Consider the following 24,308-nt stretch of genomic DNA (forward strand, 5'->3'; position numbering starts at 1 on the left):
CAGTTGGAAACATTACAGGCCGTTGAAGTAACGGTGGCAACGTCTTGACGTTGCCTTGGGGCGTAGGGTAGGTCCTATGCTTATCGCATTTTGTCTTGCACGACAGTCACGTTTCGTCACTTCGCAAGTTTGTATGTCTATCGTTAAAAGGAAGGCACTAAATGTACAACGTAAGCTGTGAATTGGTGGGTAAAGCTATGAATAGCTGCCGTCGGTTCTTGAAGACGGACCCACGTTTTATACTCGTACTATTTTGCTGGCTTGGAGGAGCGCAGGCTCAAGAGGTTAAACCAGTCTACATGAATCAGGGGTGGGCAAGTTCTGATCGCACCGTGTTTTACACGACTAGTCAAGGCTCGCAGTTGATGCCTTATAGCTGGTTTCTCGCGCTTGAACAACCCGATAACGAGACCCTTTTTCGAGTAGATAATCTCGCTCGATTCGGTTACCTGCCCAACGCGGATAAACGCAATAATCCCGACGGGTTGCCACTCGGGTTTGTTAAAGACGATGCCGACAACAATGATTGGGTAGGAATGAACTGCTCCGCGTGCCATACCAGCCAGTTCAAATTCGCTGGTAGAACATTGCAGATCGACGGCGGCCCCACTGATGCGGACTTCTGGGCGTTCATTAGTGAGCTAGGCATCGCGGTATCACAGACATCTACTTCACCAACGCACGCAAAATTTAAGCGGTTTGCGAACAGAGTTCTTTCCCCTACGCATTCGCAAGAAAATGAACTTCTACTGTATCGTTATTTGAAGGATTTTTCGGATGAATTTAATCAGCTTTTGACTTCCAGCAATTCAAACGTAGCTTGGGGACGTGCACGCCTGGATGCATTCGGCATGATCTTTAATCGTGCTACCGCGATTGACTTGGGCGATTGGGGCAATGCCCATAAAGCAAACGCGCCGGTAAGCTACCCCTTCCTGTGGGGCACCCATTGGCATAATGTGGTGCAATGGAATGGGTCGGCACCTAATACCCTGGAGATCGAACGGCTCGCCCGCAATGTCGGCGAAGCAATGGGAGTCTTTGCCCATACGGATATAAAACGAACGTTTTTGCCGCCGCTGTACTTCAAATCCACTGTAAAGCGAGTCAATCAAATTGCGCTGGAAAAGAGAGTCGCAACGTTGCGCTCTCCGGTCTGGCCCGGCGACCTCTCGAAAATTGATGCCAAGAAAGCGGCAAAGGGTGCCAAATTGTATCAAGCCAATTGCGTAAGGTGTCACGCGATAACGCCCCGTAACGAGCCGTTCCGCCGAATTAATGTCACGATGACCCCGCTTTCCGAAGTCGGCACTGACCCACTGATGGCAACCAACGCGCGGGATTTGTCTTCAAAGTCTGGCATTCTTGAAGGCGTCGAGATGCCGTTTCTGCTTTCGGCTCCGCTATCCTCAGAGGTTGCCACGATGGACTTGGTTGGGAAGATCGTTGTCGGGGCTATTCTAGCGCCCTATGATTGGGAAGCAGTGCCAGATGAAATCGACGCCGAAGCGAGAGATCTTCTAGCTTCTATCAAAAGCAACCATCTACACACTGACGGGCATCAGGCACAATCCAAGGCAACAAAGTCGAAGATTGAACTTGGCACCCGGAGCAAATTGTGGAGCGATGCGCGCAATCTCCTCGAAAAGAGAAAGAACAATATCAATGCCCTCGCATACAAGGCCCGACCGCTAGATGGAATCTGGGCGACGGCGCCCTATCTACACAACGGATCAATTCCGAACCTTTACCAGTTGTTGCTTCCGGCAAAGGATCGCGTAACAAAATTCTTCGTTGCAACACGTGAATTTGATCTGGTGAATGTTGGCTTTACGACTGGCAGGCAGCATGGCGCATTTGAGTTTGACACTTCACTGCCCGGAAACTCTAACGCGGGGCATGATTCTTACGGTACAGATAGTCTTACCAATGATCAGAGATTTCAGCTGGTCGAATACCTTAAGACGTTATGAAGAGTAAATACTGGCATTTGTAAATAACGGCATTTGTGGCGATTGCCCGATAAGAGGGTATAGGGCTATTCTCTTTCTTACCTGATCCACGGTAGGACTCACGGTCGTATGGACAGTGGTGATGAGTTTAGTATCTTGACCTGCTAGGAGTTTTGTAGCCACGCGCTGAGTGAGTCTTCATGTTAAGTTTTCACATGGAGGCGAAAATGAAGAAGCGATTCAGTGAAGAGCAGATCATTGGAATTTTGCGTGAAGGAGAAGTCGACGGGGTTGTTATCCGAGACATCTGCCGTAAGCCAACATTACCGAGCAGACGTTTTTCCATTGGCGATCCAGGTTTGGCGGCATGACAGTATCGGATGCGCATAAGCTTAAAGAACTGGAAGCGGAGAATTTGCGACTGAAAAAGATTGTTGCCGAACAGGTACTGGCAATCGAGGGTTTAAAGGAGATTGCAACAAAAAAATGGTGACCCCGGCAACCAGACGCGAGGCGCTTGAGATTCTGACAAACAAGGGGTTATCACAGCGGTCAGCATGTCGGATTGCCGGGGTGAGTCGGCGTATTGGCAGTTATGAGCTAAAGCAGCCCGACAAAGACAATGTTATTGCCGCACAGCTAATTGAAGCGTCGGGCCGTTATCCGCGATTTGGTTACCGGCGTATAGCAGTTATGACGGACAAGAGTATGGGCCGTGTATGGCGATTATGGAGCCGGTTGGGATTGAACCTGCCCAGGCGCCGGCCTAGAAAACGTCGCTGCGGCACTGATATGCGCATTCCAGGTGCAACCCGGCCCAACAGTGTCTGGACCTATGATTTTGTGCATGATCGCCTGGCCAATGGCAATGCACTGAAGATGCTGTGCGTTCTGGATGAACATACGCGAGAGCGCCTTGCAATCGAGGTAGGTAAATCCCTGCGCAACCAGGATGTCATCCTGACCCTTTCAAGACTGATGCGCATCTACGGAAAGCCAGCCTTTATCAGGTCAGATAATGGAGGGGAATTTACTGCAACTGCAGTGATGAAATGGCTGCGAGACCAGAACGTCGGACCAGCCTATATCAAACCGGGCAGTCCCTGGCAGAATGGATTCGTGGAAAGCTTCAACGGCAAGCTGCGTGATGAATGCCTGAACCGGGAATGGTTCTTGACGCGGCAGGAGGCAAAAATACTAATCGAGAAATGGCGACAGTTTTATAACAACGAGCGTCCGCATTCTGTGCTCGGCAATCGAACACCGGCTGAAGCAGGCGTACAACGATTGCAAAATCAGAATGCTTGAGCTGAAGACTCACTATCGAACTGGCTACAAAAAACTATAGCAGGTCACTCGGACATTAGCGCCCCAACCTTGGGCGGCTATGGTCCAAGCGGTGCTCACCAGTATGACCGGCTGGCAGTCGCGATCCAGTTAGATAGGGCCGCCGCACTTCAAAGCGCCTCTTGGGGTCTTGGACAAATCCTAGGAAAGAATTTCAAACAGGCTGGGTTTGACGATGTCGAAACAATGGTTTCTACTATGGTTTCGGGCGAGGATGAGCAATTATTAGCGATGGCTAAGTCCATTAACACCAATAACTTGGATCAGTTGCTTCGGACACACGATTGGTCAGGGTTTGCCGAACGCTATAATGGCCCCGACTATGCCGCCCATAATTATGATGGCTTACTCAATCATTTTTACCAGCAATACAGCAGTGGAAAATTACCAGATTTAAGCGTCCGTGCCGCGCAAATTTTATTAACATATAAAGGATTCTCCCCGGGAGGAATCAACGGCCTACTAGGAGCAGGAACAGTAAGCGCAGTGAAATCATATCAATTGTCAGCAGGAATTCAAGTTACCGGATTGATTGATGACCAACTCCTTGAGAGTTTAGCAAGCTAACTTGAATATATCTTTACCTGTCCGACGTCTTTTATTCGCAGTCCTCACTATAACGATGTCATGCCCAAGTCCCGGACAATGGCGTGTAACGCAGCGATAGCCATAGCCGGGGAATCAGTTCAAAAAGCCTGGCATCCGGAGAGTAGAACGGACAACCATGATCAGATTTTAAGCTCCGCCGTTGAGCGATAATAGTAGTCCGTTCTCGGATGATCCCACGCTCAAATTCCGCCAATGCAGCAAGATATGGAAGACGGGTTTTCCGCTTGGTGAGCTTGTATCAATAGGTCCATGTATCGATTTAAGTCCTATTCCCCGGTTTTGAAATGACTCAACCGTCCCTATAAGCTGTTTCGTCGACCAGCGCAGCGAAGGCGAAACTCGGTTTCGCTCCGCGAAAGCTGCTTTGGAAGGATGCTTGAGCTTGGGTTGGCTTCGACCGCCTTGTCCCGCTTTAGTGGGGCAAATCGCACCACCCAATCGCAAAGGACTTGGGGGGTATAAAGGCGGGTAAGAGAAAATTAAAGGAAATAAACGGCGCGTTTACTCGTTAATTGGCGGAGAGAGAGTCAATAGGGTGTTGCACTGAGCGATTGAATCCGCCGGTACGGTTTATTGGGGTAGGTCATTTGTTCTACACCCAGCACACTGTACAGGTTGATGTTGCACTTTAGAATTGAGGCCATACGGGGAAATAATGATCACCAATCGACAATAGCGGTTGATGGTCGTCGTCGCCGTCGCTGTAGATCAATAGGTCGATAACCCATTGGTCGCCGGGCACCGAGACGATGCCGAGTGATTCCGCGTTCTGCCTCATTGCCGCAGCCAGCTGTCCGCAAAAGCTCGTCGGATTCTGCTGCCAGTCGGTGGCGGCGTTGAAGGCGAAGATCGGCACCAGCGCCAATGGATTGCGATAGCTGAGCGGATCGGTTATCGGATTGTCGCCGCTAGGTGAGCGCCAATATTCGGCCTGCACGCGGATGTTGCGCGTCGGCGACTCCCCAGAGGATACGAGCGCGGCTTGGCCTGCGAACAGCTTGTCGAAAAGCGTGCAAAGCGCCTCTTCGAGCGAACTCCCCGCCAGCGCCACCGCATCCGGACGCTGGATGAAGGGCGTGATGCGCGTCGGGAAGCGCGTGAGCGGCGTCGTGTAGACGAAGCCCTGGTTCACATTGTCGAGCAGGTTCGCGTTGCGCGAAATCCAGAAGCCGCCCGAGGCATTCGAAAGTGTCATCGCGTCGAGGCGGTAAAAGCAGAATTGCAGGTCCAACGACGCGCCCTCGGCGATTTCCTGCGCGAGGGTGAGTGAATAAGTGAGGCGCGTTCCCGCCTGGGTGCAGGGAAGTTGCACGGCATTGCTGCCGCTGCCGAGCGAGAGCTGCGGCCAGAGCAGTTGGCGCCAGACCTGCAGCGCCGGGCCCGAGGAGAGCAGGAGCCGGAACGTCTGCGGCACAATCGGCGGCACCGCCTTCCCATCGCCACTGTCGATGATCATCCAGTCGCAGGCGGGAGTCGTCGGCGACTGCGTCACTGCGGCGCTGCTGCTCAGCGTGAAGCCGTGATCGGCGAAGTCCGTCGCCAGTCCGGTCGGGATCTGCTTGTTGGCAAGCGCGGCCGCATAGGAAGCATCCGTCAGGAACAGGAAGTCGTCCGGCCTCTGCGAGAAGTTGGTCGCTTGGCCCATCCGGTCGAGCACGAGCGCATCGACCTTCCCGTCGCCGGCCATCAGCGTGGAGAAACCATACTCGAACGACGCGGGCACCGGCGCAGTGGCCCGTGCGCTCGCCAGGGCCAGCCAAGCCTGCTGGACCTGGCCCGCGACCCAGGCCAGCGCGGCGAGGGCGTTGCGTGCGACCGTCTGCTCATCGGGCGTCGGCGAGCCGAGGAGGAGCGGCAGCGCGGCCAGATCTTTCGAGATCGCCGGCCATATCGCGCTGAATCCCGCGAGCACCTGGATCACCTGCGTGCGGTCCGCCGCGCCGCGCGGCGCTAGCGTGGAGGCATCTGCATCGTTGAAGGTGATCTCCAGCGTCATCTCGTCCTGCGCCGCGAACGGCCGCTGGGCGTTGAACTGGTAATTCCACTGCGTGAGCGTGCTGTCGGGCACACCGCCTTCGCCAGGGCGCAGTGCCTGCTGGCCCGAGATGACGGCGGGAACCGGATATCCACGCAGCGCAATCGGGATTGCGACCTGCCCGATGTGACTGGGCGTGGGATCGAGCGGCAGCACGAAGGACAGCCACGACGAACCTTCATAACCCGCGACGCCGGCGATCCCGTAGATATCGAACTCGAGCTGGTTGGGGACGAAGTCGAGGTCGAGAACGAGCTTGCGCTGCTGCGACGGCTTGTTGACCGTGAGCACCGTGGTGAGCGTTGAGCCCTGACTCAGTTCCGCCTTGCTGCTCTGCAGGCTGATCTGGGGCAGCGTCTGGAGCGCGCGGGGCGGGGCCGCGCTGTTCAGCATGTAGCCGCCTTGCAGAGTTCCCGCGTCGACGTCGGCCATGTCGCCGGCTAGCACGTCCATTCCGCCGAACTTGCTGGCCACGTCTTTCAACGTGTCTTGGGGTTGCGGCGTGTACGTCGTGCCGCCCATCACCAAGTGGCTATTGGGCGCGAAGAAGTCCTGGCGGTCGGCATTGGCGGCGAGCAGCTCGGTGACGGTGGTGCCGAGCCACTCGGCGCCGGCGCTCACCGTGGTCGGCGTCGCGGGCACCGTCACCGTCGAGACGTTGACCGGCATCGTCGCGCGGAACAGCGCCGCGCTGCCCGAGGCGAGCGTCAGTCCGGCCGCGAGGTCAGCCGCAGAGACGCTGTAATATTGCGCGATCGTTGTCAGTGTGTCCCCGGCGAGCGTGGTCCGCGGATAGCCGGCGGAATAGTTGGTGACGACGCCCGCCCGCACGATATCGGGCACATCCGCTACGGCGGCGGCGAGATAGCCCGCCGCAACTGCGGCCGCAGCAGCGAGGGCGGCGAACGGGTGATCGGGATCGACAGGTGTATTGTCGTCGGGCGTTGCGAGCACCTTCGCCTTCATCTTGCCAGCCAGCCGCGGTGGATTTCCCGCCCCGGCGCTGCCGCTGACATCTACACCGAACTGGACGAGCGCCTGATTCGAATAGAGGCTGCCGAGCTCGACGAGCAGCTGCTGCTTCATCGTATCGATGGCGTCCTGCAGGCCATCGCTCTGGCCCGCCTCGATCGAGGCCACGAGCGTGGAGAGGCCGATCGCAATATCGGCCTTGGCCGCGATGATCGACGCAAGGCTCGCTGCGGCCTTGCCATCCGACTGTGCGGCAGCGGCGTAAGCAGGCGAGAGCGCAAGGTCGACCGCCTGGAGGAAGACGAGGTTCCAGTCCTCGGGATCGCTGCTGCGGAAGTTCATCGTCCTCGGGGCGCCCAGCCCGGTGGCGCTCGCATAAGTGGGGACGGTGATGTTGTCGGCCGAGAAGGCATAGGTCGAAAGCGGCTCGATCGCGAAGAAGCGCGCCTGGGCCGGATCGATCTTGTAGGTGATCCCGGTCGAGGAGAAATTGGCCACCCACAGCGCCCGCACCGATCCGCTCGACGTTGAGCCGGCGCCGCCGGTCGCCGCCGCGCGCAGCGACGGCTTCGATACGACTGGCGAGAAATGGGTATGCTGCGGCCCGGTGGCCAGCTTGTGCCCGGGGAAGGCCGCCTCGAAATCGGTGGCGAACTGGACGAGCGACTGCGGCGCCCCATCAGTCACAGCGAAGGGCGCCGCCGCGATCGCCGCATTCGCCGAGACGACGCGCGCCGCGCCGGCAAAGGCTGGCGCGGCGCGCGACGGATCGCGCGAGATCACCAGGTCGACCGCCAAGCTCAGGATCGGCTGCGCATCGGCCGGCGTGACCTGCGCGCCGATCGTCGCGGGCGCCGGGACGCCGAGCAGCGTGCGGCTAAGCAGCGGGACCGCGGCGGCGGCCGTGCCGATCGCGTTCACGCTGATCGGCGGCAGCTTGGCTGCCAACAGCGCTGCATTCAGGCGCGCGGCGATCAGCGCGAAACTGTCGTTCGCATAGACCGTCACCGTCATGCCATCGACCGTGAAGGTCGCGCCGGGCGTGAGCAGCCCAAGCAGGCTGGCGTTCGCGCCAGCGAGCGAGGCGGGATCGGTAGCGTAGCGCTGCGCGCATGCCGCCAGGGTCTCGTTGACGCGCGCGGTCCATGCCGGCGTGATGAATACCGCGCCAGGCCTGACGATACCGGGAAGCGATCCCACCTGTTGCGCGAAGTCACCCGGTGCGAGGCTGAAGGCGGCGGCAAGCGACGCGAACGTCGCGTCGAGATCGGGCGTCACCGTCTGCTGGCCGATCTTGATCGGCGTGGGTGCGAATAGCGCAGGCCAGTTCAGATTGTCGATGGCGAGTTGTGCCATGCTCCACCCGTCGAACTGCGCGACGATGTCGGCGAACAGCACGTTCTCTGACGCCGCATAGCTGCCCGCCGTGACTGCGCGCGCATCGGCGGACCAGGGGATGACGAGCGTGGCGGCATGGGCCAACGGCGCCGTGCAGTTGTTCGAAAGGATCAATCCCAGCGCCGCATTGTTCGCGCTCGCGATCGACGCCAGCGTGTCACCCGCGACGAGCGTGTACTGGATGTTCTTGATGAACAGCGCAGTCGATCCCGGCCAGACGCCGGGCGTCTGCAGATTCGCCTCGAGCAGTGCCGCCGGAGACGCTTCGCCGAAGCGCGTCGCGAAGCTGGCCAGCGTATCGCCGTCGACGGCAAGCGCGCTCGCGATGGTCAGCGTCGCCGTCGCCACGAAGATCGGCGCCACATAGGGGTTGGCTGCGGCCACGTCGGCCGGCGTGTAGGTGGTGCTCGCGAGCGTTCCCAGCGCCTCCGCCGCGCTTTCCAGCGTGTCCGAAGCGCCGGTGACCATGCTGTAGTTGCCGATCGCCAGCGTCGTGTCCTGAACGAGCAGTGCCTTGACGTTCGCGGTGGCGAGGCCCGGGACATTGCCCGGCCCATCTACGATCGCGCAGCCCAGCGCGTCGGCCAGCGCCGCGAGCGAAAGGCCGACATCCTCCGCCGGGACGCTGCGCGAACCAGTGTTGAGGATTACGCCGACCATCAGCCCGACAGCGGCATTGGCCGTCACGAAGCTCGCGGTGTCGCCAACTCCGGCGCGTTCGATATACGCAGCCGGGGTTTCGCCCGCTAACGTGGTCTTGAAGACTGGGACCTGAATCTGCGCGTCGTCGCCGAAGATCAGCGCAACTTCTGCATTGGCGTTGACCGTCGCCAAATCGTCGAACGAGGCCGGGTAGCCGGCGCCGCCGCTCGTGGTCGAAGCGGTGGTCAGCGCCGTGAGATTGGCGTACCCCTGCGCCGAGCCCGCAGTCGTGAGCGCCAGCGCCTGCGCGTTGCCGAGATAGACATAGGCCGATGCCGCGACGCCGCGCAGCGTGGCGCGCACGGTGTTCGAAAGCGTCGCGGGATCGGTCACCGGGCCCAGCGTCGTGGTCAGCGCACATTCGACGTCGGCCTGGAGGAGTTGGTAGTAGATCTCACCGTAGCGCGCCTGCGCCTGCCCGGCGCGCGTCGCCGCGGGGCTGTGCGTCGGGTCCGGTGCGGCCGCGATCATCGGCGCCGCGGATGCGTCGGGCAGGAACTTGCTGGCCGACACGCCGAGCGCCACGATCAGATTGGGCTGCTGAGCCACGAAGCGGTAGGAGACAAGCAGCGCCGGCCAGCCGGCGAGCGACACGAGTTCGTCCGTATAGCCGACCGGCCCGGTGAGCGACGGCGCGCCGGCGATGCCCGCGATCACCGAGCCCGCGGTCCGGTTGCCGAGCACGTCCTGGAAGGCGAGCTGGAGCGAAAGCGCTGCCCCCGCCGCGATCCCCGCATAGGGATCGCCGTCCGCTCCCGGCAATGCCGCGGGCATGGCGACAACCTGCGTCTTGGCAAAGGGATAGATTGCCATCACCTGCCGGTAGCGCCACAGCCCATCGTCGGGATCGCCGTCTGCGCTGGCCGGGGTCGCGGGCAGGCCCTCGCCGCTGTCGTTGAAGCCGCCGCCCGCTGCGATCTCAAAGCCGAGCATGTGATAGAGCTGATTGAGCATCTGCTGGGGGTCGTCCGACCCGATAGGCGCGACCTCGGCCCGCGTCGCGGATTCCGGATCGGTGCGCGTCAGCGCGAAGCCGGCGCGTCCGGGCGGCAGTGTCGCCACGGTCCGCAGCGTGTCCGCCGCGACGATGATCCCGGCGCCCTCCGCGAGGATCGGCGCATTGGCGTTCTCTTCGCCCAGCACGGTAGCCGGCAGGCCCGCGGCCGATGCGATTCCGCCGAATGTGTCGCCCGGCATCACGACATGGTCGGGATGCCAGGGGACCGCCAGCGTCTGGCCGACGGCGAGCAGGTTGGCCGTGGTCGCGTTGAGCGCGGCAAGCGACGCGGGGTCGAGATAGCTGTGGCCCTGCGCGATCGATACGAGCGTATCGCCCGCGGCGACGGTCTGGACGGGCTCTCCGAGCAGCTGGAGCAGTGCGCCCGGCCGCAGGCAGCTGATCTCCACGATCTTCGTGGCGAGCGCCGCCACGGTGAGATTTGCGCGCTGGGCGAGCGAATAGAGGCTGTCATCAGGCCGCGCGATTTGCCCGGCGATCGACATGCCCGGGATCAGAATGCCCGGGATCAACTGGTTGACCGCGGCGAGCGAAGACCAGCCGAAACCGCTCGGCAGGCCGGAATAGGCATTGATCAGCTTATTCGTCGCACTGGCGAGCGAATCTCCTGCGACCACGGTATAGGCCACTGCCTGGAACATCAGCTTCTGGTGCGCGGGATCCTCGTTGTCGCCGACGATCAGCGCGTTGTTGAAAGCCATTGCGATCGGCACGTTTGCCGCCTGGTCGGTCGAGGCGACGACGAGCTTGATCTGCGCCGAGTTGCCGTCCTTGAACAGCGTTGCAGGAAGCCCCGGCTTGCCCGCGGTGCTGAGGTAGCGGAGGTAGAAGCCGCCCGAGCGGACCGCGCTGCATTCCCACAGGAACTGGAGGAAGTTGCCACTGTCCGCCTCGGAAAAGGTCGCGACGCTGGCCTGGGCGACGCTGGTGTTCAGCGGCGCGATCGCCTCGCGCATCGGCATCACCGGCGGCGGATGCGTTTCAGTCGAGAGATTGGTCTTGAGCAAGAAGCTGTTGGCGCGATCGAGCGCGTCGGTGACGATCGTTCCCGAAGGCGCGCTCGCGTCCTGGCTGGCATAGGCGACGTACAGGTTGGCGTTCGCCTTCGCCGACCGGAGGTGCGCCCACAGCGCGATCAGCCGCTGCAGACCGGCCTGGTCGGTGCCGACCATGTTGTAGACGCCGGGCACCGCGCCAGGGACCTGCTCGATCGTGAAGTCGAACACCGTCGCGAACCGGCTTGCCGCGAGCGGCGCGTTCGTCACCGTGCCGTCGGCGGCGGTGGTGCCGAGATAGCCGGCATAGGCGAGCATCCCCGCCGGGCTCGCCGCCAGTGCATCGGCCAGCGGCGTCGGCAGCAGCCAGATGCTCGGCTGAACCACTTTGGGTACGCTACCCGGCTTGCTCGCTCCGAGCAGGTCTGGCAAATCGGGCGTCTGCCACCAGAGCAAGGCTGCCGGGGGCTGGCGATCCGGCACGACGGCGAACTGACTGAGCATCTGCGCCGCGCCCGCCGCGACGCCCGGATTGAACGGGAGCTTGGTGAAGGCAGTTATCAGTGAGACTTCGTGGGCGCCGAGCGGGAAGGGATTGGCGGGCGGCACGACCCAGCTTGCGCCGCTGCTGGCGATCGAGATCTCGTATGCCGTGGTCGCCGCCGGATTGACCGGGAATTCCTGCCCGACCAACGCGTAGAGCGGATAGGTCGCCGCTGCCGCCTGGGCCGCCGCCGTCCTGAGTGACGGCGCCGCCTGCAACTGCGCGGCGGCTCCGGTCTGGAAGGTCGGCGACGGAATGCGCAGGCCGCCCATCATGAAGCGCGAGGTCATGTTCAGCGCATTGGTGAAGCCGCCGTTCGCGGCGAGTGCGACGCTCAGCCGGTCGGACCGCATTCCCGGGATCGCTGGAATCTTCACCGTCGTCGCGGCGAACAGGTTCGCGACCGTTGCGAGCTGGTCGACGATCTGTTCGATCGACAGGTCGTAACTCTGTGCGATGCCGCCCAGCGTGTCGGTCGCGGTCAGTGCATGGCTGGTGCTCGCGATGGTGATGGGGGCGCGAGGCGCGAGGGTCGACGCCTGCGTCATCGCCGTATTGCCGGCGAGCGAGGCGATCGTCACGCAATACTGGCGCGTCAGATTGGCGATCGAGCTCGCATAGGGGATCTTGACCACGACGCCCGCGGCGGGCTCGGCGGCGCCGTTGATCCGCTGCAGCAGTTGCACCGCCGCAGCGACGCCGTCGGCCGCGAAGAAGGCCGCGGCGATCATCTCATAGGTGTCGCTGGTCGTGGTGGTGTAGGCGAGCTGATAGCTGGTGGCGAACGTGTGGACTACGCCGGTGAACGTGAGCGTCTGCGACGGATCGAGCCGGATCGGGCCGTTGTTGGCGATCAGCGCCTCGACGGTGAGCCCCGAATACATGCCGAGGATCCCGGCGAAGGTGTCGCCGCCGGCGGTGGTGTAGGAATGGTCCTGCTCGGAACCGTTGGGGATCGCGAGGGCTTGGCCTTTGGCGACCGTCAACGAGGGATTGGCGGTGGACAGCGCAGTGAGCGTGATCGTCTGCCCGCCGTACCAATAGGCCCAAAGCCCATCGAGCGTGTCGAGCGAGCGCGTCTTCCCCGCGAGCTGGCCGAGCGCGATCTGCTGGCCGGGATTGAGCAGCGCGACGCTTTCCGCGTTGCCGGCGAGCAGATCGCTCACCTGGATGCCGAACTGCGACGCGATTGAGCTCGGGGAGTCGCTCGCAGCCGCGGTGAAGGCGATGTCGGTGAGCGTAATCGTCGTTGCCGTGTCGAGCAGCGCCGACGTCCCGGAATTGGCCGCGGCGACGGCGAGCGCGGTGAGTTGGCTCGGGATGAGCAGCACTTCCCCGACAGTGAGCTTGACAAGGTCGACGCCCGGATTGGCAGTGGCGAGCGTGGTGGGATTGACGGCGAAGTCGTTCGCGATAGACGCGGCGGTCTCGCCAGCCAGCACGCTGTGCAGCACCCGCATCGCGGGGATCGACAGCGCCGTCCCAGCCTTCAGTGTGCCAAAATCGACTCCAGAGTTCGCCGCCTGAAACGTGGCCTCGATGAGGCCGAAGCAGTTCGCCAGCCCGGCGAGCGTGTCGTTCGCCTGGCTGGTGTAGCTTACCCGCTGGGCGGGGACGAAGATCGCATCGCCCGGTCGAGGCCCGGCGCTGGGAATGTTGGGGTTGGCAGCCGCGAGCACCGCCTTGGTGAGCCCAAACATCTTCGCGACGCTCTCCAGCGTGTCGTTGGCGAGCGCGGTGTAGTTGTTGTTGTAGAGATTGACGATCGCGGCCAGCGACGCGGGCGCGGTCAGCGTGAGCGTCGAGCCGCCGAGCAGGTCGCGCGCCGCCTGCACGACCGACTTGGCCAGCAAGCAGAACTGGTAGCGAAAGACGAAGGTCGCCAGGCTCTCGACCGTCGTTTCGTTGGCGGCCTGGGGCGGCATGCCGTCGGTTCCGAACTTCGCCGCAAGGTTGGAGAAATAATCGCGGATCGTGTTCTCGTAATCCGAGCTGACGCGCCGATCGGCGGTGAAGTCGATTGAGAAATCGGGGGTGGAAAGGCGAAGCTCGGGGATCATTGCGAGCAGCGCCGCGGGCAGCTCGTCCCCGCCGCTCGTCACGGGCCGCGGAGTCAGCGTGAAGACGATGCCATTGCTCTCGAACAGGCCAGTGAGCGTGCCATAGTCGAAATAGGCGTCGCACGCCGAAGGATCGGACAGCGACTGGAGGACTTCCTCGACCACCGCGGCGGAGGCGGTATCGTGCTCGTGGCCGATCGCGTCGAGCGCCCAGTTGAGCAGGAAGGCCATCAGCGGATTGGCGCCCTGGGTGGGGTCCGTCGAGGTTTGGAGGCCCAGCAGCAGCCCGAGCACCGGCGTGGTGGCGCTGCTTGGCACGGGCGGCCCGGAGGGGAAGTTGAAGTCCTGGCTCTGCGCCTGCGTGACGATCGGGATCGCCAGCACCGGGATATAAATGGTCGGGCCCGCGCCCAGGCCAGCCAAGCCCGCGAGCCGCCTGCGGCCGACCTGGAGTGCGCGCGGGGGCCGGCTGCGCAGCAGCGCATACGGGGGCTGGCGCAGCAGCAGCGGAGTCGAGCGATAGGCGCGGCGGCCGCGCAGCAGCGCCGTGTCGCTGCTCGAGCTGCCAGGCGCGGCGAGCGTCCAGGGCGGCGTCGAGTCCGATCCGATCGAGAAGCGCTCGGTGATTGTCGCGTTGAAGCTGAAATAGATCCGGATGAACAGGATCTTGATGCTGACGTCGACGCTGACGCCAGCGCTGACCTGGATCAGAATCGCCTGATAGCTTTCGACATCAAGGCTGATCGAGGCATAGACGGTCAGGCTGACACCCGCCGAAACGATCCCGAAATCGACCGTCGCATAGACTTCGCCGATGAGCGCCACCGTACCGGTGAGATGGTGATAGCGTTCCGAAGGCAGATTCGAGTCGCAGGGCGTGTACCAGCCGAGCACGCCCCGGAGCGCGCCGCCCACGGTGATGCTGATCCCGCCGCTAAGGATGCCGAGCGACAGCGTTTTACCAACGCCGATCTGCAGCGCAAAGCCGAACTCCACCACCGTGCCGAAATGGCCGCTCGTCACCTTGGGGACGCTGGTGGATGTCTCGCCGTTGAGCTTTGCGAAATAGAGCCCGGCAAAGCCCGTGAACGGGAACACCTGGACGCTGAAAGAGCGCGAGAAATCGGTGAGGCTCGGCGGATAGCCAAGGTCGATGCGGAAATCGCCGTTGGTGTAGATGTCTAGCGTCACGACCGGCAGCGTGATCGAGACTTCGCCGAATTCGAGATGGCGCATCACGTCGGGAAGCGTCAACTCGATATGGTAGACACCGATCGTGTCGGTGACCTTGCGGTAGAGGATCTCGAAACGCAGCCCGGCGAACAGCCCCGCTTTCTCGCCCGAGAGCTGGATCAGCAGCCCATAGACCACGGGATCGTTGAAGATGAGGTCCATCTTCAGGGTCGACATCACCGTGAAGCGCGTGCCGATCAGCCAGTTGCTGTCAGCATCATAGGCGATCCCGTCGAGCTGGCTGACTGGATTCTTGTTGGGATCGGAAGGCGGCCGCATCGCCGCCTCGAGCGCATCGATGATCTTGTCCATCTCGGTGGGAACCGAGCCCGAGATGGCGACGCGCTGGCCGATGCCGAGGAATTCGAGGTCGAGCACTTGCGTGCCCGCGCCGGGTACAGCGGGGGGCGGATCGTTGAGCGCGTCCCACTTGAGCGGCGGGTTGTTGTTCTTGCCATAGGGCTGGCCGAGGAAGGTGCCGCTGAGTTCTAGGTTGAACTGGGGCGTGCCGTAGTTCCGGCTGTAGTTGAGAACGATCTTCTCGAGATCGAGGAAGCCGAGGTTGACGACATGGTCGAGCTCGACGCGGATCGCCTTGGTGGTGAGGTTCACCGTCACCGAGATGTCGGGAAGCTCGATCTTCTCGAACGCGTCCCACGGCGATCCGAGCGAGACCGAGCGGCCGGGGTCGGCGAACGACAGGAGAAAGGAGAACAGATCGCCGACTGTGCCGCGGCCGAGGCTGATCGTGACGGTCGGCCCGCTCGCATCCTTGTGGTAGCCGATCGTCAGGCTGCGATAGACGAAGCTAATGCCCATGCTCGTCGGCAAGAAATCGTAGCGGACCTGGAGCACCAGGCCGTGGATGTCGAGCATGCCCTTGAGGAAGCCGGAATATAGACCGGCGGTGCGGATCAGCGAGAGTTCGGCGGTGATCTCGGTGTCGATGTCCTCGATCTTCCAGTCGACCACGGTATCGAAGCTGAAGCTGCCGCCGGTATCGAACGCGACGGCTAGCGATTCCACGATGATGTCAGGCGGCGTGAAGGCGAAGGGCAGCAACGCCTCGGTGACGTTCGACAGCGGCAGCGGATTGACCAGCGTGCCGGTGAACGACCAGAGCTTGCTAACGCTGTCGGTCGCCGCGGTGACGAGGAACTGCGATCCGAACAATGTGGCGGTGGCGCCGATTGCCAATGCGCGCGAGGAGCTGGACTGGGCGATCGAGAGGGAGACTGCGTCGAGCCCGATCACCGTCTCGCCCTTCAGCTTGATCGACCAGCTGTCATCGAGGCTGACGTCGCCGGTGAAGCTCCAGGTCTTGTCGGGGATCGATACCGTTCCCGACAGGACTTCGACCGTCATCCCGGTCTGGGGCGGCTGAACGCCGAATATCGCGAGTAGGTCACCGACGTCGAAGGTCGAGATGTTCTGCGCGCTGAGCAACTTGTCGGGCAGGCTGAACGCGGCAAGGAAGGCGAGCTGGTCGCTCCCGCCGAGATTGAAATTGCCGCCGAAAGTGATCGAGACGTCCGTGCCGCCCATCCAGGCGAAGGTGGCGCCGACCTGAGTTAGGTTGAGCAGATTCGCCGGCAGCAACGGCCAGTTGAGCGCGTTGTCTGTGCTGATCGTCACCTGCAGAAGCTGGAGGCTGCCGGCATCAGACGACAGGCCGAGCTGGACATCGTCGAGGTACAGCTGATTGCCCAGGCTGAACTGCGGAGGGATCAGCGCGGCGAGCTGCTGGCCGACGAACAGCCCGGCAAGCGCGCTGAGATCGGGAATCGCGAAGTTGCTCAGTTGGCCACTGTCGAGCGAGGCGGGAATGCCGGCCGATACCGGCAGCGCGCAGATCATCTGCAGGCCGTTCAGCTTGGTACCGGGGCTGACGATCTTGCCCAGGAGCTGGCCGCTTCCCTTGCCACTCGCCACGGTAAGGCTCATCTGGATCTGCAACCCCAGCAGGCCCGCGTTCGCCGACGCGTCAGCGGGGGCGGACGTGGCGAGCTGGAATGCCGGCGTGCCGCCCCAGCTGGTGATCGGCCCGGCGAGCACCGGGGTCTTGCCCGACCAGAGCTTGGAATAGGCAGTTTGGGTGAGATCGGGCGTGCCGTTGAACTGGAGCGTGGGCGGCGTGCCCGAGCTTGCGATGAAGCTTGCCGCAGAGAATGCCTGCGTCGCCGGCGCGGATTCGGGGTCGAACGTGGGGAAGGCTATCGCGAGAACGGTGCCTGGCGCCGTGGTGACGGTGAGCGCGAGCGATGGGACACCACTGCCGTCGATCATGAACGTCGCAACCGCCACGGCATTGGTCTGGCCGAGGAAGCCGCTGGTGAGCGTGCCGGAAATTACGATTGAGCCGCCGGGCGGCTGCGTCGCCGTCACCGCGATCGACAGCGCGCCATTGGGGAACAGCGTGGTATCGCCGATCAGAGTGCTGATTCCGGGCGATCCCAGCGCATTGCTCGCGGGCAGGTTCAGCGATCCCGCGCTGTAATAGCCGTTGCTTTGGAGCGCGCCCCACAGCTGATCGATCGTGGTGGTTGCCAGGGATTTCGTGATCTAGCTCCCGCCCGGCAGTGACTTACGCTGCTCCGGCTGTTGTAGCCGCGCCCGCCGCTGCTGTTGCAGCACCTGCTGCTGCTTCTTGCTGCCGCCCCCCGCGCCGTTCTTGACATAGGCGGCGAACCAGCCGATTGCGCCGCTCGTTTGCTGCGCGGGATTGCCGAACAGCGTCATGTTGATCTGGCCGTTGGGCGGGAAGCTGACACTCAGGAACTTGAGCGCGATGTTCCTGAGTTGGATGAGGTAGGTCGGCGGCGCGACGACGAAGCTGATTCCGCCGAAGACGAGGCTGATCACGCCTTCGAGCGAAATCGCCCGCTGGCCGCCCGAAACGCCGGGCAGCGACAAGCCGCAATAGATGGCCGCGTCGTTGGAATTGGGCGCCCAGGCCAGCAGCAGCCCGGCGTTGAACCCGGTAGCCGCTGCCAGCGCGCCCGGCGTGCCGAGGTCGAGATCGAACCGCAGCGCGAACCAGGGCGCAGAGACCATGCTGCTCTGGATCGGCATCTCGACCGGCATGAAACCAAGGCTGTCGGGCGTGACGCTTCCCAGCCCCTGGATGAGGGCGGTGAGCTTCATCGGGAAGTGGCTGACGAGGCTGGCCGCGCGCGCGAGACTGGTGGCTGGATCGACGACCAACTTCGACGCGTCGAAGGCGAAAGTCTGGTAGCTGGGAGTTGCTTCGTTGAAGCTCATCTCGACCGCAAGCGAGCGATAGCAGAGGCCCTGCTCGATCGTCTCCGCCACCGTCTCCGGACCATAGGAGAACAGGTCAAACCCCTTTTGCGGCAGGAAAGCGATGGCACCGTCGAGCTGGAAGGTGGCGTTGACCACCGGGTTCTGGTCGGTACTGCCGGGCAGGGTGACGAAGGTGGCACCGGTGATCGCCACCTGTTCGAGCACACGGCTGGCCACCGTATAAGCGGCTGGTCCGCTGGTCACGAAGCGGTAGGTGCCGACTTCCTTGCCAGAACCGCTCGTGTCGCCGCTCTTCTGGTAATAGCCGTTAAAACCGAGATTGTTGTCCGACGCGCCGATCTGCGTCACCCGCTCGCCGAACAGCTTGTTGACGAGCAGCTCGACCTGGCTGGAGAAGCCGGCGACCTGCGAATTCGTGATCAGCACCTTGAGCGTGTTGACCTTGAACGCATAGTCGTCGCTGCTCTGGAGTGGTGCCGGATCCTGATAGTCGATCAGCCCGAAGATCGAGCTGGGCGCGGCAGTGAACGACTGGGCGCCCGGCGTGACCGGCGTGACCGACACGCCAACATGGTGCGCCTTGAACGCTGCCGGATCGATGCCCGCCGCCAGAGCGCGCATCTGCTCGGGCAGCCCCGACAGCGGCACGAGCGCATTGAGTGCGATGATGCCGTTCCACGAGGGATCGTCGAGCACGGTGTCGACGAAATAGGTGAGGTCGGTATCGGTCTGCTGGCGCGTGCGGGCATCGACGATGATCTGGCCGATCTGCTGCGCCATCGCTGCGGTATTGGCATTGAAGGCATCGCCGGCGCTCCACTGGCTCGGGTCGGCGGCGGCTTGCGACAGCTTCTTGTTGCAGAATTTGAAGATCAGGATCGTCTGGTGCTCGGCCCAGCGCCAGGGCGAAAGATCGAACTCCCAGGCATCGGCGCCGGCCGCGCCTGCGGCGAACAGGCTGAAATCACCGGCATAGGTCCGCACGATATCGAAAAAACTCGCCATCGCGGGCGGCACGCCGGCGGCGAGCACAGCGGACTTGAGCGCAGCGAGGTTCGGATAGGCGACCGCACCGTTCTTGACGAGCCCGAGCAGCCATTGCTGGCAGGGCTGGTCGCTAATCTTCGGATTGATCACGTCGACGCGCTCGGTCGAGAGTTCGTACGCCATGTCGCTGTCGGCGAGCAGCAGGTCGCCCGCCGAGACGACGAGGAAGAGCTCGTTGGTCTGCAGCGCCGCCCGCAGCTTGCCGGCGACGTTCTGGAGGATCAGGCCGGGTTGGCGGGGGGCGTCCGGCGGAGGCGCGGACATTGCGAGTGTGAGATCGGCCCAGCTGCCCTGGTCGCCGAACCTGAGCAGCAGCCCCTGCCGCGTCGTTCCGCAGGGCGGATTGGGCGCTTTGCCCGGCGGAGGCTGGGGCCCATTGGCGGCGGCCGCGGCGCTTCCGCCGGGCGCCGGCTGCAGCGTCGCCAGCCTCTTGGGCGACCAGGCCTGGCGCTCGAACTGGCCGAGATCGTGGAGCGACATGCCGACCCCGATCGCCACTGACCCATAGGGCAACAGCGGGAAGGGCGTGCTTGCGCCTGCGGGCAGTGTGGAAATCTGCATCGGCAGATAGGCGAGGAAGCTCGATCCGCTGGGACCACCTTGGTGGAGCACTGCCTGGTCCGGCTGAGAGAAATAGGCAGTGCCATCACTTGGGGCGACGATCGAGGCCCAGGCGGTGGTCGCCGCCCCCGTCAGTGCTCCGAAGGTGCGGCCCACGTCCTTGTCTGCCGCCGACACCGTCGGCGCGAAGGCCGGCTGATCGGGGACGAAGACCAGCGTGGCCGCTGCCGGGGCATTGAAATATTCGACCGGCGACAATCCCCCCATCAGCGTCGGGCCGAGCGTCGATGCCACCGCTGCGCCGCCGGTGGCGCCGGGAAGCGCCAAGTCCACCGTCCCGCTAGGCACGATCGTGTAGACTGGGTTGCCCGGCACCGGAGTCCCCTTCGAATCGACAGCGGCGAGGCGCGATGCGAGCACGAAGCTGAAGTCCGAACCGAAGGTCGCATGCCATGCCGGGCCGGCCGCGCTGCGGTAAAAGCTGGGTACCGTCGTTCCCGAGGCAGGCACGAGGAAGCTACGGTCGTGATTGGTGGGGTCGAGCGGATCAAGCGTCGCGGCGAGCGTGACGTTGCACTGGCTGAAATCAAAGGGCCGGTGCAACGCGGTCTGCGCATAGCCGCCCGCAGGCGGCGCGCTGTAGGAGCGCATCCCGACATCGAGCGAGTCGAGCCCCGCGGCATTGGTCGCGAAACTGAAGGCGGCGCAGCCGACGCCGGCGGCGTCCCCAGCAAGATTGAGCAAAAGCGGCCCGGTGATCGGGAAATTGACTGGCGTGCGCGCACCAAAGGGAGTCACAGCGACCGCGATCGGGCTGGTTGCCGCCGTGAAGGCCAGGGTGGTGCCGTCAGTGCTCGCAGCGAGCAAGGTGCCGCGTGGCAGGCTGATCGCGAAATTGCCGAACTGGATCGACGCGGTGCCGGTCAGCGCCGAGCGACTTCCGGAGAGACCGGCGAAGATCGTCCACCCCGCGAGCCCGGCCCCCGGCTTCGCGGCGTTGATGAACCAGCTGAGCACCGCACCATTGCGTGCCGACGAAGCGAACCAGGTCTGTGCCGCGGAGACGAAAGCCGGCACCGCGGAATCGGCGACCGGCCCGGTGATGAGGAACCAGCCTTGCGCCTTGAGCGCGTCGGAAAGCGCGACGGTGGGTGGCGGGGTGCTGCCGATCGGGAAGAGGAAGCCGGTGACGCCGCCACCGGCGGGTCGCCCGGCAGGGACGTAGAGCAGGCTGCCGAAACCGAAAGGCTGTAGCGCGACACTCATTTTGGCACCCCTGGATGCGGGCTCGAGAGCACGGGGGCGGGTTTGGCCGAGGCGTTGGTCTGGGTCGAACGCTTGCCCGGCATCGAGCCGTCGTACAGGTACTTGCCCGTCGAATCGTGGACGGTGATGTTGTAGCCTTGGAAATTCTGTTGAACGCAAAGCAGCGTGATCACGCCATTGCCATCGGCTCGAAGCGTCAGCGGTGACGATCCGACGAAATCAGGAATGAAATCGACGAATGCATTCGGAATCGGCGCATTCTGGCTGTCCACGATCATGACCGGAAAGACGTCGTAGATCATGGTTTGCCGGCCGGCGGTAACGCCCGGCTGCGGCAGGATCAGTTCGTAACTAGGCATACTCCGCGAATCGGCGACGAACGCGTCCGACGTCAGGAACGGCGTGAAGGTCGCGAAGATGCTGTAGCCGGCCTGCGTGTTGCGAAACGGCCAGATGATGATGCCCCATTGGATGGGAGGGCCCGGGCTGACCAGCCTCAGTGGGACGTTGATCAGCCACCTGTTCACGTCGTTGTCGACCACGAGCACGACCGGATCATCGCCTTCGCTGCCGGTGGCGCCATATTTGGCGCATTCCTTGGGCAGCGTGAAGGATTGGGCCATCGACGCGCCGGCGGCGAGGAGCATGGCTGCGAGCAGCCAGTGCATGAGGCCGGGCGCCACCCTCAGCATGTCAGGCTCACCTTGGCGACCACGCCCATATGGTCCGACACATCTCTGCGCCAATTGAGCAGGCTATAGGTCCCCGTATAGGTCCAGCTTCCGCCCGTTTGCGCGAATGTCACCTGCGGTAGGGCGGAGCTCTGGGCCTTAGTATAGACGCCGTGGTCATAGGAACTGCTCGGCATGCCCGCAGTGGTGAGGCTGGTGGGCACATTGGGATCGATCGCCACGTCGTTCCCGTTCACCCAGCCGAAGCCAGTCTTGTCGTCGGCAGGCAGGTTCCAGTCGCCCGCGACGATTACCGAGCCATTTTTCATGTTCGTCAGCGCTTTGTACACGCCCAACATTGCCGCGGCTTCAGCCTGGCGGTCGGAGACTTTGTTGCCGAAGATCGAATGGATATTGACGATCCATACATCGCACGATTTGGGAGTCGACGTGCTGCTGTCGGTGACCTGGAAGCGCGCCGCATAGGGGGGGCGCATGAAGGTCGCCGTGGTGCTCAGCGCATCATTTTCCTCCATCAGCTTGATTTGCTGTTGGTTGCGCTGGTTGGTGCGGTAGAGGATCCCGTAATATTCGACATAGGACGAACGCCCCTTTGCCACGGAGGAGATATAGGCGAAGTCCTTCGGGATCGGGATATTCACGCCTTTGCTGTTATTGTTGGCCAGGCACGGATAGCGGGCCAGCATTACTTCCTGCAGGACGATGATGTCGACCGTTGCCGATGCTGCGGTAATCGCATTGCACTGGTTCGCCAGACGGCTGCCGTGCCCGAAGCGCAGTACGTTCATCGACAAGATCGTGAAGGTTTGTGCCGACGCCGCGCATGAGAGCAGGGCTCCCGCCAGCACAAACGCCAGGCCGAGGAGTTTCAGGTTCATCAGGATGTTCCCGGAAGGTAGATCGTTAGATAGTCACCCTTGATCAGCGGTGTGTCGAAGCCGTCGCCGAGGGGCCCGACGGCGGACGCGGCCTGGGACAGGTCGATCGCGCCGATATTGAACCTGGGAGTGCTCCGGTCGATCGGCTGCATGTTGGGCTGGCCCCAGCGCTGCACGGCAAGCTGCAAGTTACTCGTCGCGGACCCCTGCTGCATCTGCATCGGGATCGGATCTGCGAATCGCTGGACGAGGTTGCGCACCGTGGTGCCGATCGGCACCAGTTGCTGCGTTCCCATCACCCAAACCCGGACTTGGGGCACGAGCGTCACCCGGCCGACGAAGACAATGCTGACGATCGGATCGGCGCCGCTGCTCTGCGACCCGCAGGCGCTTTGTCCGGCCACCACGGCGGCGGTCGCGGCCTCTATGTCGGCGAAGCTCGATGCGCCGAGCAGGATGCAGCTCAGCTGGTTGCTTGAGCCGCTATTGTCGACGCTACCCGCGCCGGAGAAGCTGGTCGGCCAGACCAGCCGCAAATGGCGCCGGCCATTGCCGAGCAATTGGAGATCGACCGGCCCGCCCGCGAGCAGGGGGCATTCGGTCGGCGGCTGGAGCGAAATGCCTTGGGTGAACTGCGCGGAAAAGCCGTCAAAGGCGAGCGTGCCATCGGGCCGCAGCAAGATCTCGAGATTGCTGCTTCCTGTCGTCCCAAAGCCGTTGAGGCCCGCGCCCGCGCCGCCGGGACCGTTGCAATATTGATAGCCTGCCCAATCGACGCGCAGCGACATGCCGGGCAGCAGGTCAATGCTCTGCGCCACGGGATCGAAAGCGTAGTAATAGCTCAGGATCTCGTCGAAGCGCAGCGGCATCGCCGACGCGAGGCGATTGACGATCAAGTTCGAAGCGCCGGGCAGCAGCGGCGGCGAGCTCACCGACTCGAGAGCTTCCAACTGCGCGCGGAAGACCTTGAACGCCATCGCCATCGCCGCCCGCTGGGTCGAGTCCGAGCTCCACGCTGCGCCCTTGTCGACATTGACCTGGACTGCAGGGAGCGGGGAATTTCCCTGCGGCGAGAAGATGCTCAGCGTGAAGGTCGACTGCGTCGTCGGTGCCGGTGAAGGCAGCATCACGCTGGGCAGCGTCACGTTGCCCGAGCGCACGTTCGGCGCGACCGGGCCGACCACGTAGATAGTGACCGTATTGCCCGCACTAGCCCCGGAAGGCACCAGGAAGGGGCCTACAGCGCCGCCGCCGCCAAAGCTGTTAGTGACGCTATATTGGCCGTTTGGCATGCACCATCTCCGGCTGTTCAGCAACGCCTGCGTCGGAAATCACATAGGTGACCATAGGGCTGTAGGTTGATGCGTTGGCGGCGCTGTACGATAACAGGATCGTGCTGGTGCCCGAGACGACGCCGTAGGCAATCGCCGGATTTGTCGGAGTCCAGTTCCAAGACATGCTGATCGAGCCGCCGCTGGCGGGAATGAGGGTGATGATCCCTCCGACGCCGGCAGATATCGACGCGCCGACATTGATATAACTGGTCGAGCCGGCCGCCAGCACCGTGCCGGCCACGGGCGCCGTGCCGCTCCAGTTGCCGCCGGTCAGCTCCGCAGCCTGAATTTCGAGCTCGGCAGACGAGGAGTTGAGGATAGTGATGGTGATGGTGATGGTGATCACCATGCCTTGGCTCGCCTTGAGCATCCGCTCTTCCCGACCTGTCATAATGCCGCTT

At 62.7% G+C, this 24,308-nt stretch carries 9 protein-coding genes and 1 pseudogene; 4 read left to right on the plus strand and 6 right to left on the minus strand.

Annotated features, from left to right (window positions below; translation table 11 throughout):
• The first annotated feature begins 161 nt into the window (after positions 1 to 161).
• The 3 genes and pseudogenes from C8R31_RS12570 (at position 162) to C8R31_RS12585 (ending at position 3,866) form a co-directional block, all read left to right on the plus strand.
• Positions 162 to 1,973, plus strand: a complete 1,812-nt coding sequence (locus tag C8R31_RS12570) for a di-heme-cytochrome C peroxidase (protein WP_146164592.1) — start codon at positions 162 to 164, stop codon at positions 1,971 to 1,973.
• Positions 1,974 to 2,179: 206 nt separating this feature from the next.
• Positions 2,180 to 3,260: pseudogene (locus C8R31_RS12580) on the plus strand (IS3 family transposase).
• 36 nt (positions 3,261 to 3,296) lie between these two features.
• The gene (locus tag C8R31_RS12585; RefSeq protein WP_258192707.1) at positions 3,297 to 3,866 is read left to right on the plus strand and encodes an N-acetylmuramidase domain-containing protein; all 570 of its coding nucleotides are present in this window, start codon (positions 3,297 to 3,299) and stop codon (positions 3,864 to 3,866) included.
• A 670-nt stretch (positions 3,867 to 4,536) separates the two neighbouring features.
• On the opposite strand, the gene C8R31_RS12590 is transcribed toward C8R31_RS12585, so the two are convergent.
• Positions 4,537 to 17,151 (minus strand): LysM peptidoglycan-binding domain-containing protein, encoded by a 12,615-nt coding sequence (locus C8R31_RS12590; protein WP_107694426.1) that lies wholly within the window; start codon positions 17,149 to 17,151, stop codon positions 4,537 to 4,539.
• Between C8R31_RS12590 and C8R31_RS12595 the strand changes: the two genes are divergently transcribed.
• Positions 17,150 to 17,362 (plus strand): hypothetical protein, encoded by a 213-nt coding sequence (locus C8R31_RS12595; RefSeq protein ID WP_107694427.1) that lies wholly within the window; start codon positions 17,150 to 17,152, stop codon positions 17,360 to 17,362. The genes C8R31_RS12590 and C8R31_RS12595 overlap by 2 nt on opposite strands.
• Positions 17,363 to 17,427: 65 nt before the next feature.
• Here C8R31_RS12595 and C8R31_RS12600 read toward each other — a convergent pair whose 3' ends face one another.
• The 5 genes from C8R31_RS12600 to C8R31_RS12620 are packed head-to-tail and all read right to left on the minus strand — an operon-like array spanning position 17,428 to position 24,298.
• On the minus strand, positions 17,428 to 21,003 hold the full coding sequence (locus C8R31_RS12600) for a hemagglutinin (RefSeq protein WP_107694428.1): 3,576 nt from the start codon (positions 21,001 to 21,003) through the stop codon (positions 17,428 to 17,430).
• Positions 21,000 to 21,695: a hypothetical protein gene (locus C8R31_RS12605; RefSeq protein ID WP_107694429.1), complete on the minus strand. Its 696-nt coding sequence runs from the start codon at positions 21,693 to 21,695 to the stop codon at positions 21,000 to 21,002. Before C8R31_RS12605 ends, C8R31_RS12600 begins: the two co-directional genes overlap by 4 nt.
• The gene (locus C8R31_RS12610) at positions 21,689 to 22,573 is read right to left on the minus strand and encodes an endonuclease/exonuclease/phosphatase family protein (RefSeq protein ID WP_107694430.1); all 885 of its coding nucleotides are present in this window, start codon (positions 22,571 to 22,573) and stop codon (positions 21,689 to 21,691) included. Before C8R31_RS12610 ends, C8R31_RS12605 begins: the two co-directional genes overlap by 7 nt.
• Entirely contained in the window at positions 22,573 to 23,865 is a 1,293-nt protein-coding gene (locus tag C8R31_RS12615; RefSeq protein WP_107694431.1) for a hypothetical protein, read from the minus strand. Before C8R31_RS12615 ends, C8R31_RS12610 begins: the two co-directional genes overlap by 1 nt.
• Positions 23,846 to 24,298, minus strand: coding sequence for a hypothetical protein (locus tag C8R31_RS12620; protein WP_146164593.1), 453 nt, complete (start codon positions 24,296 to 24,298; stop codon positions 23,846 to 23,848). The genes C8R31_RS12615 and C8R31_RS12620 overlap by 20 nt, the downstream gene beginning before the upstream one ends.
• Positions 24,299 to 24,308: the final 10 nt, after the last annotated feature.

It is taken from the genome of Nitrosospira sp. Nsp2 (genome assembly GCF_003050965.1).
Lineage (GTDB): Bacteria > Pseudomonadota > Gammaproteobacteria > Burkholderiales > Nitrosomonadaceae > Nitrosospira.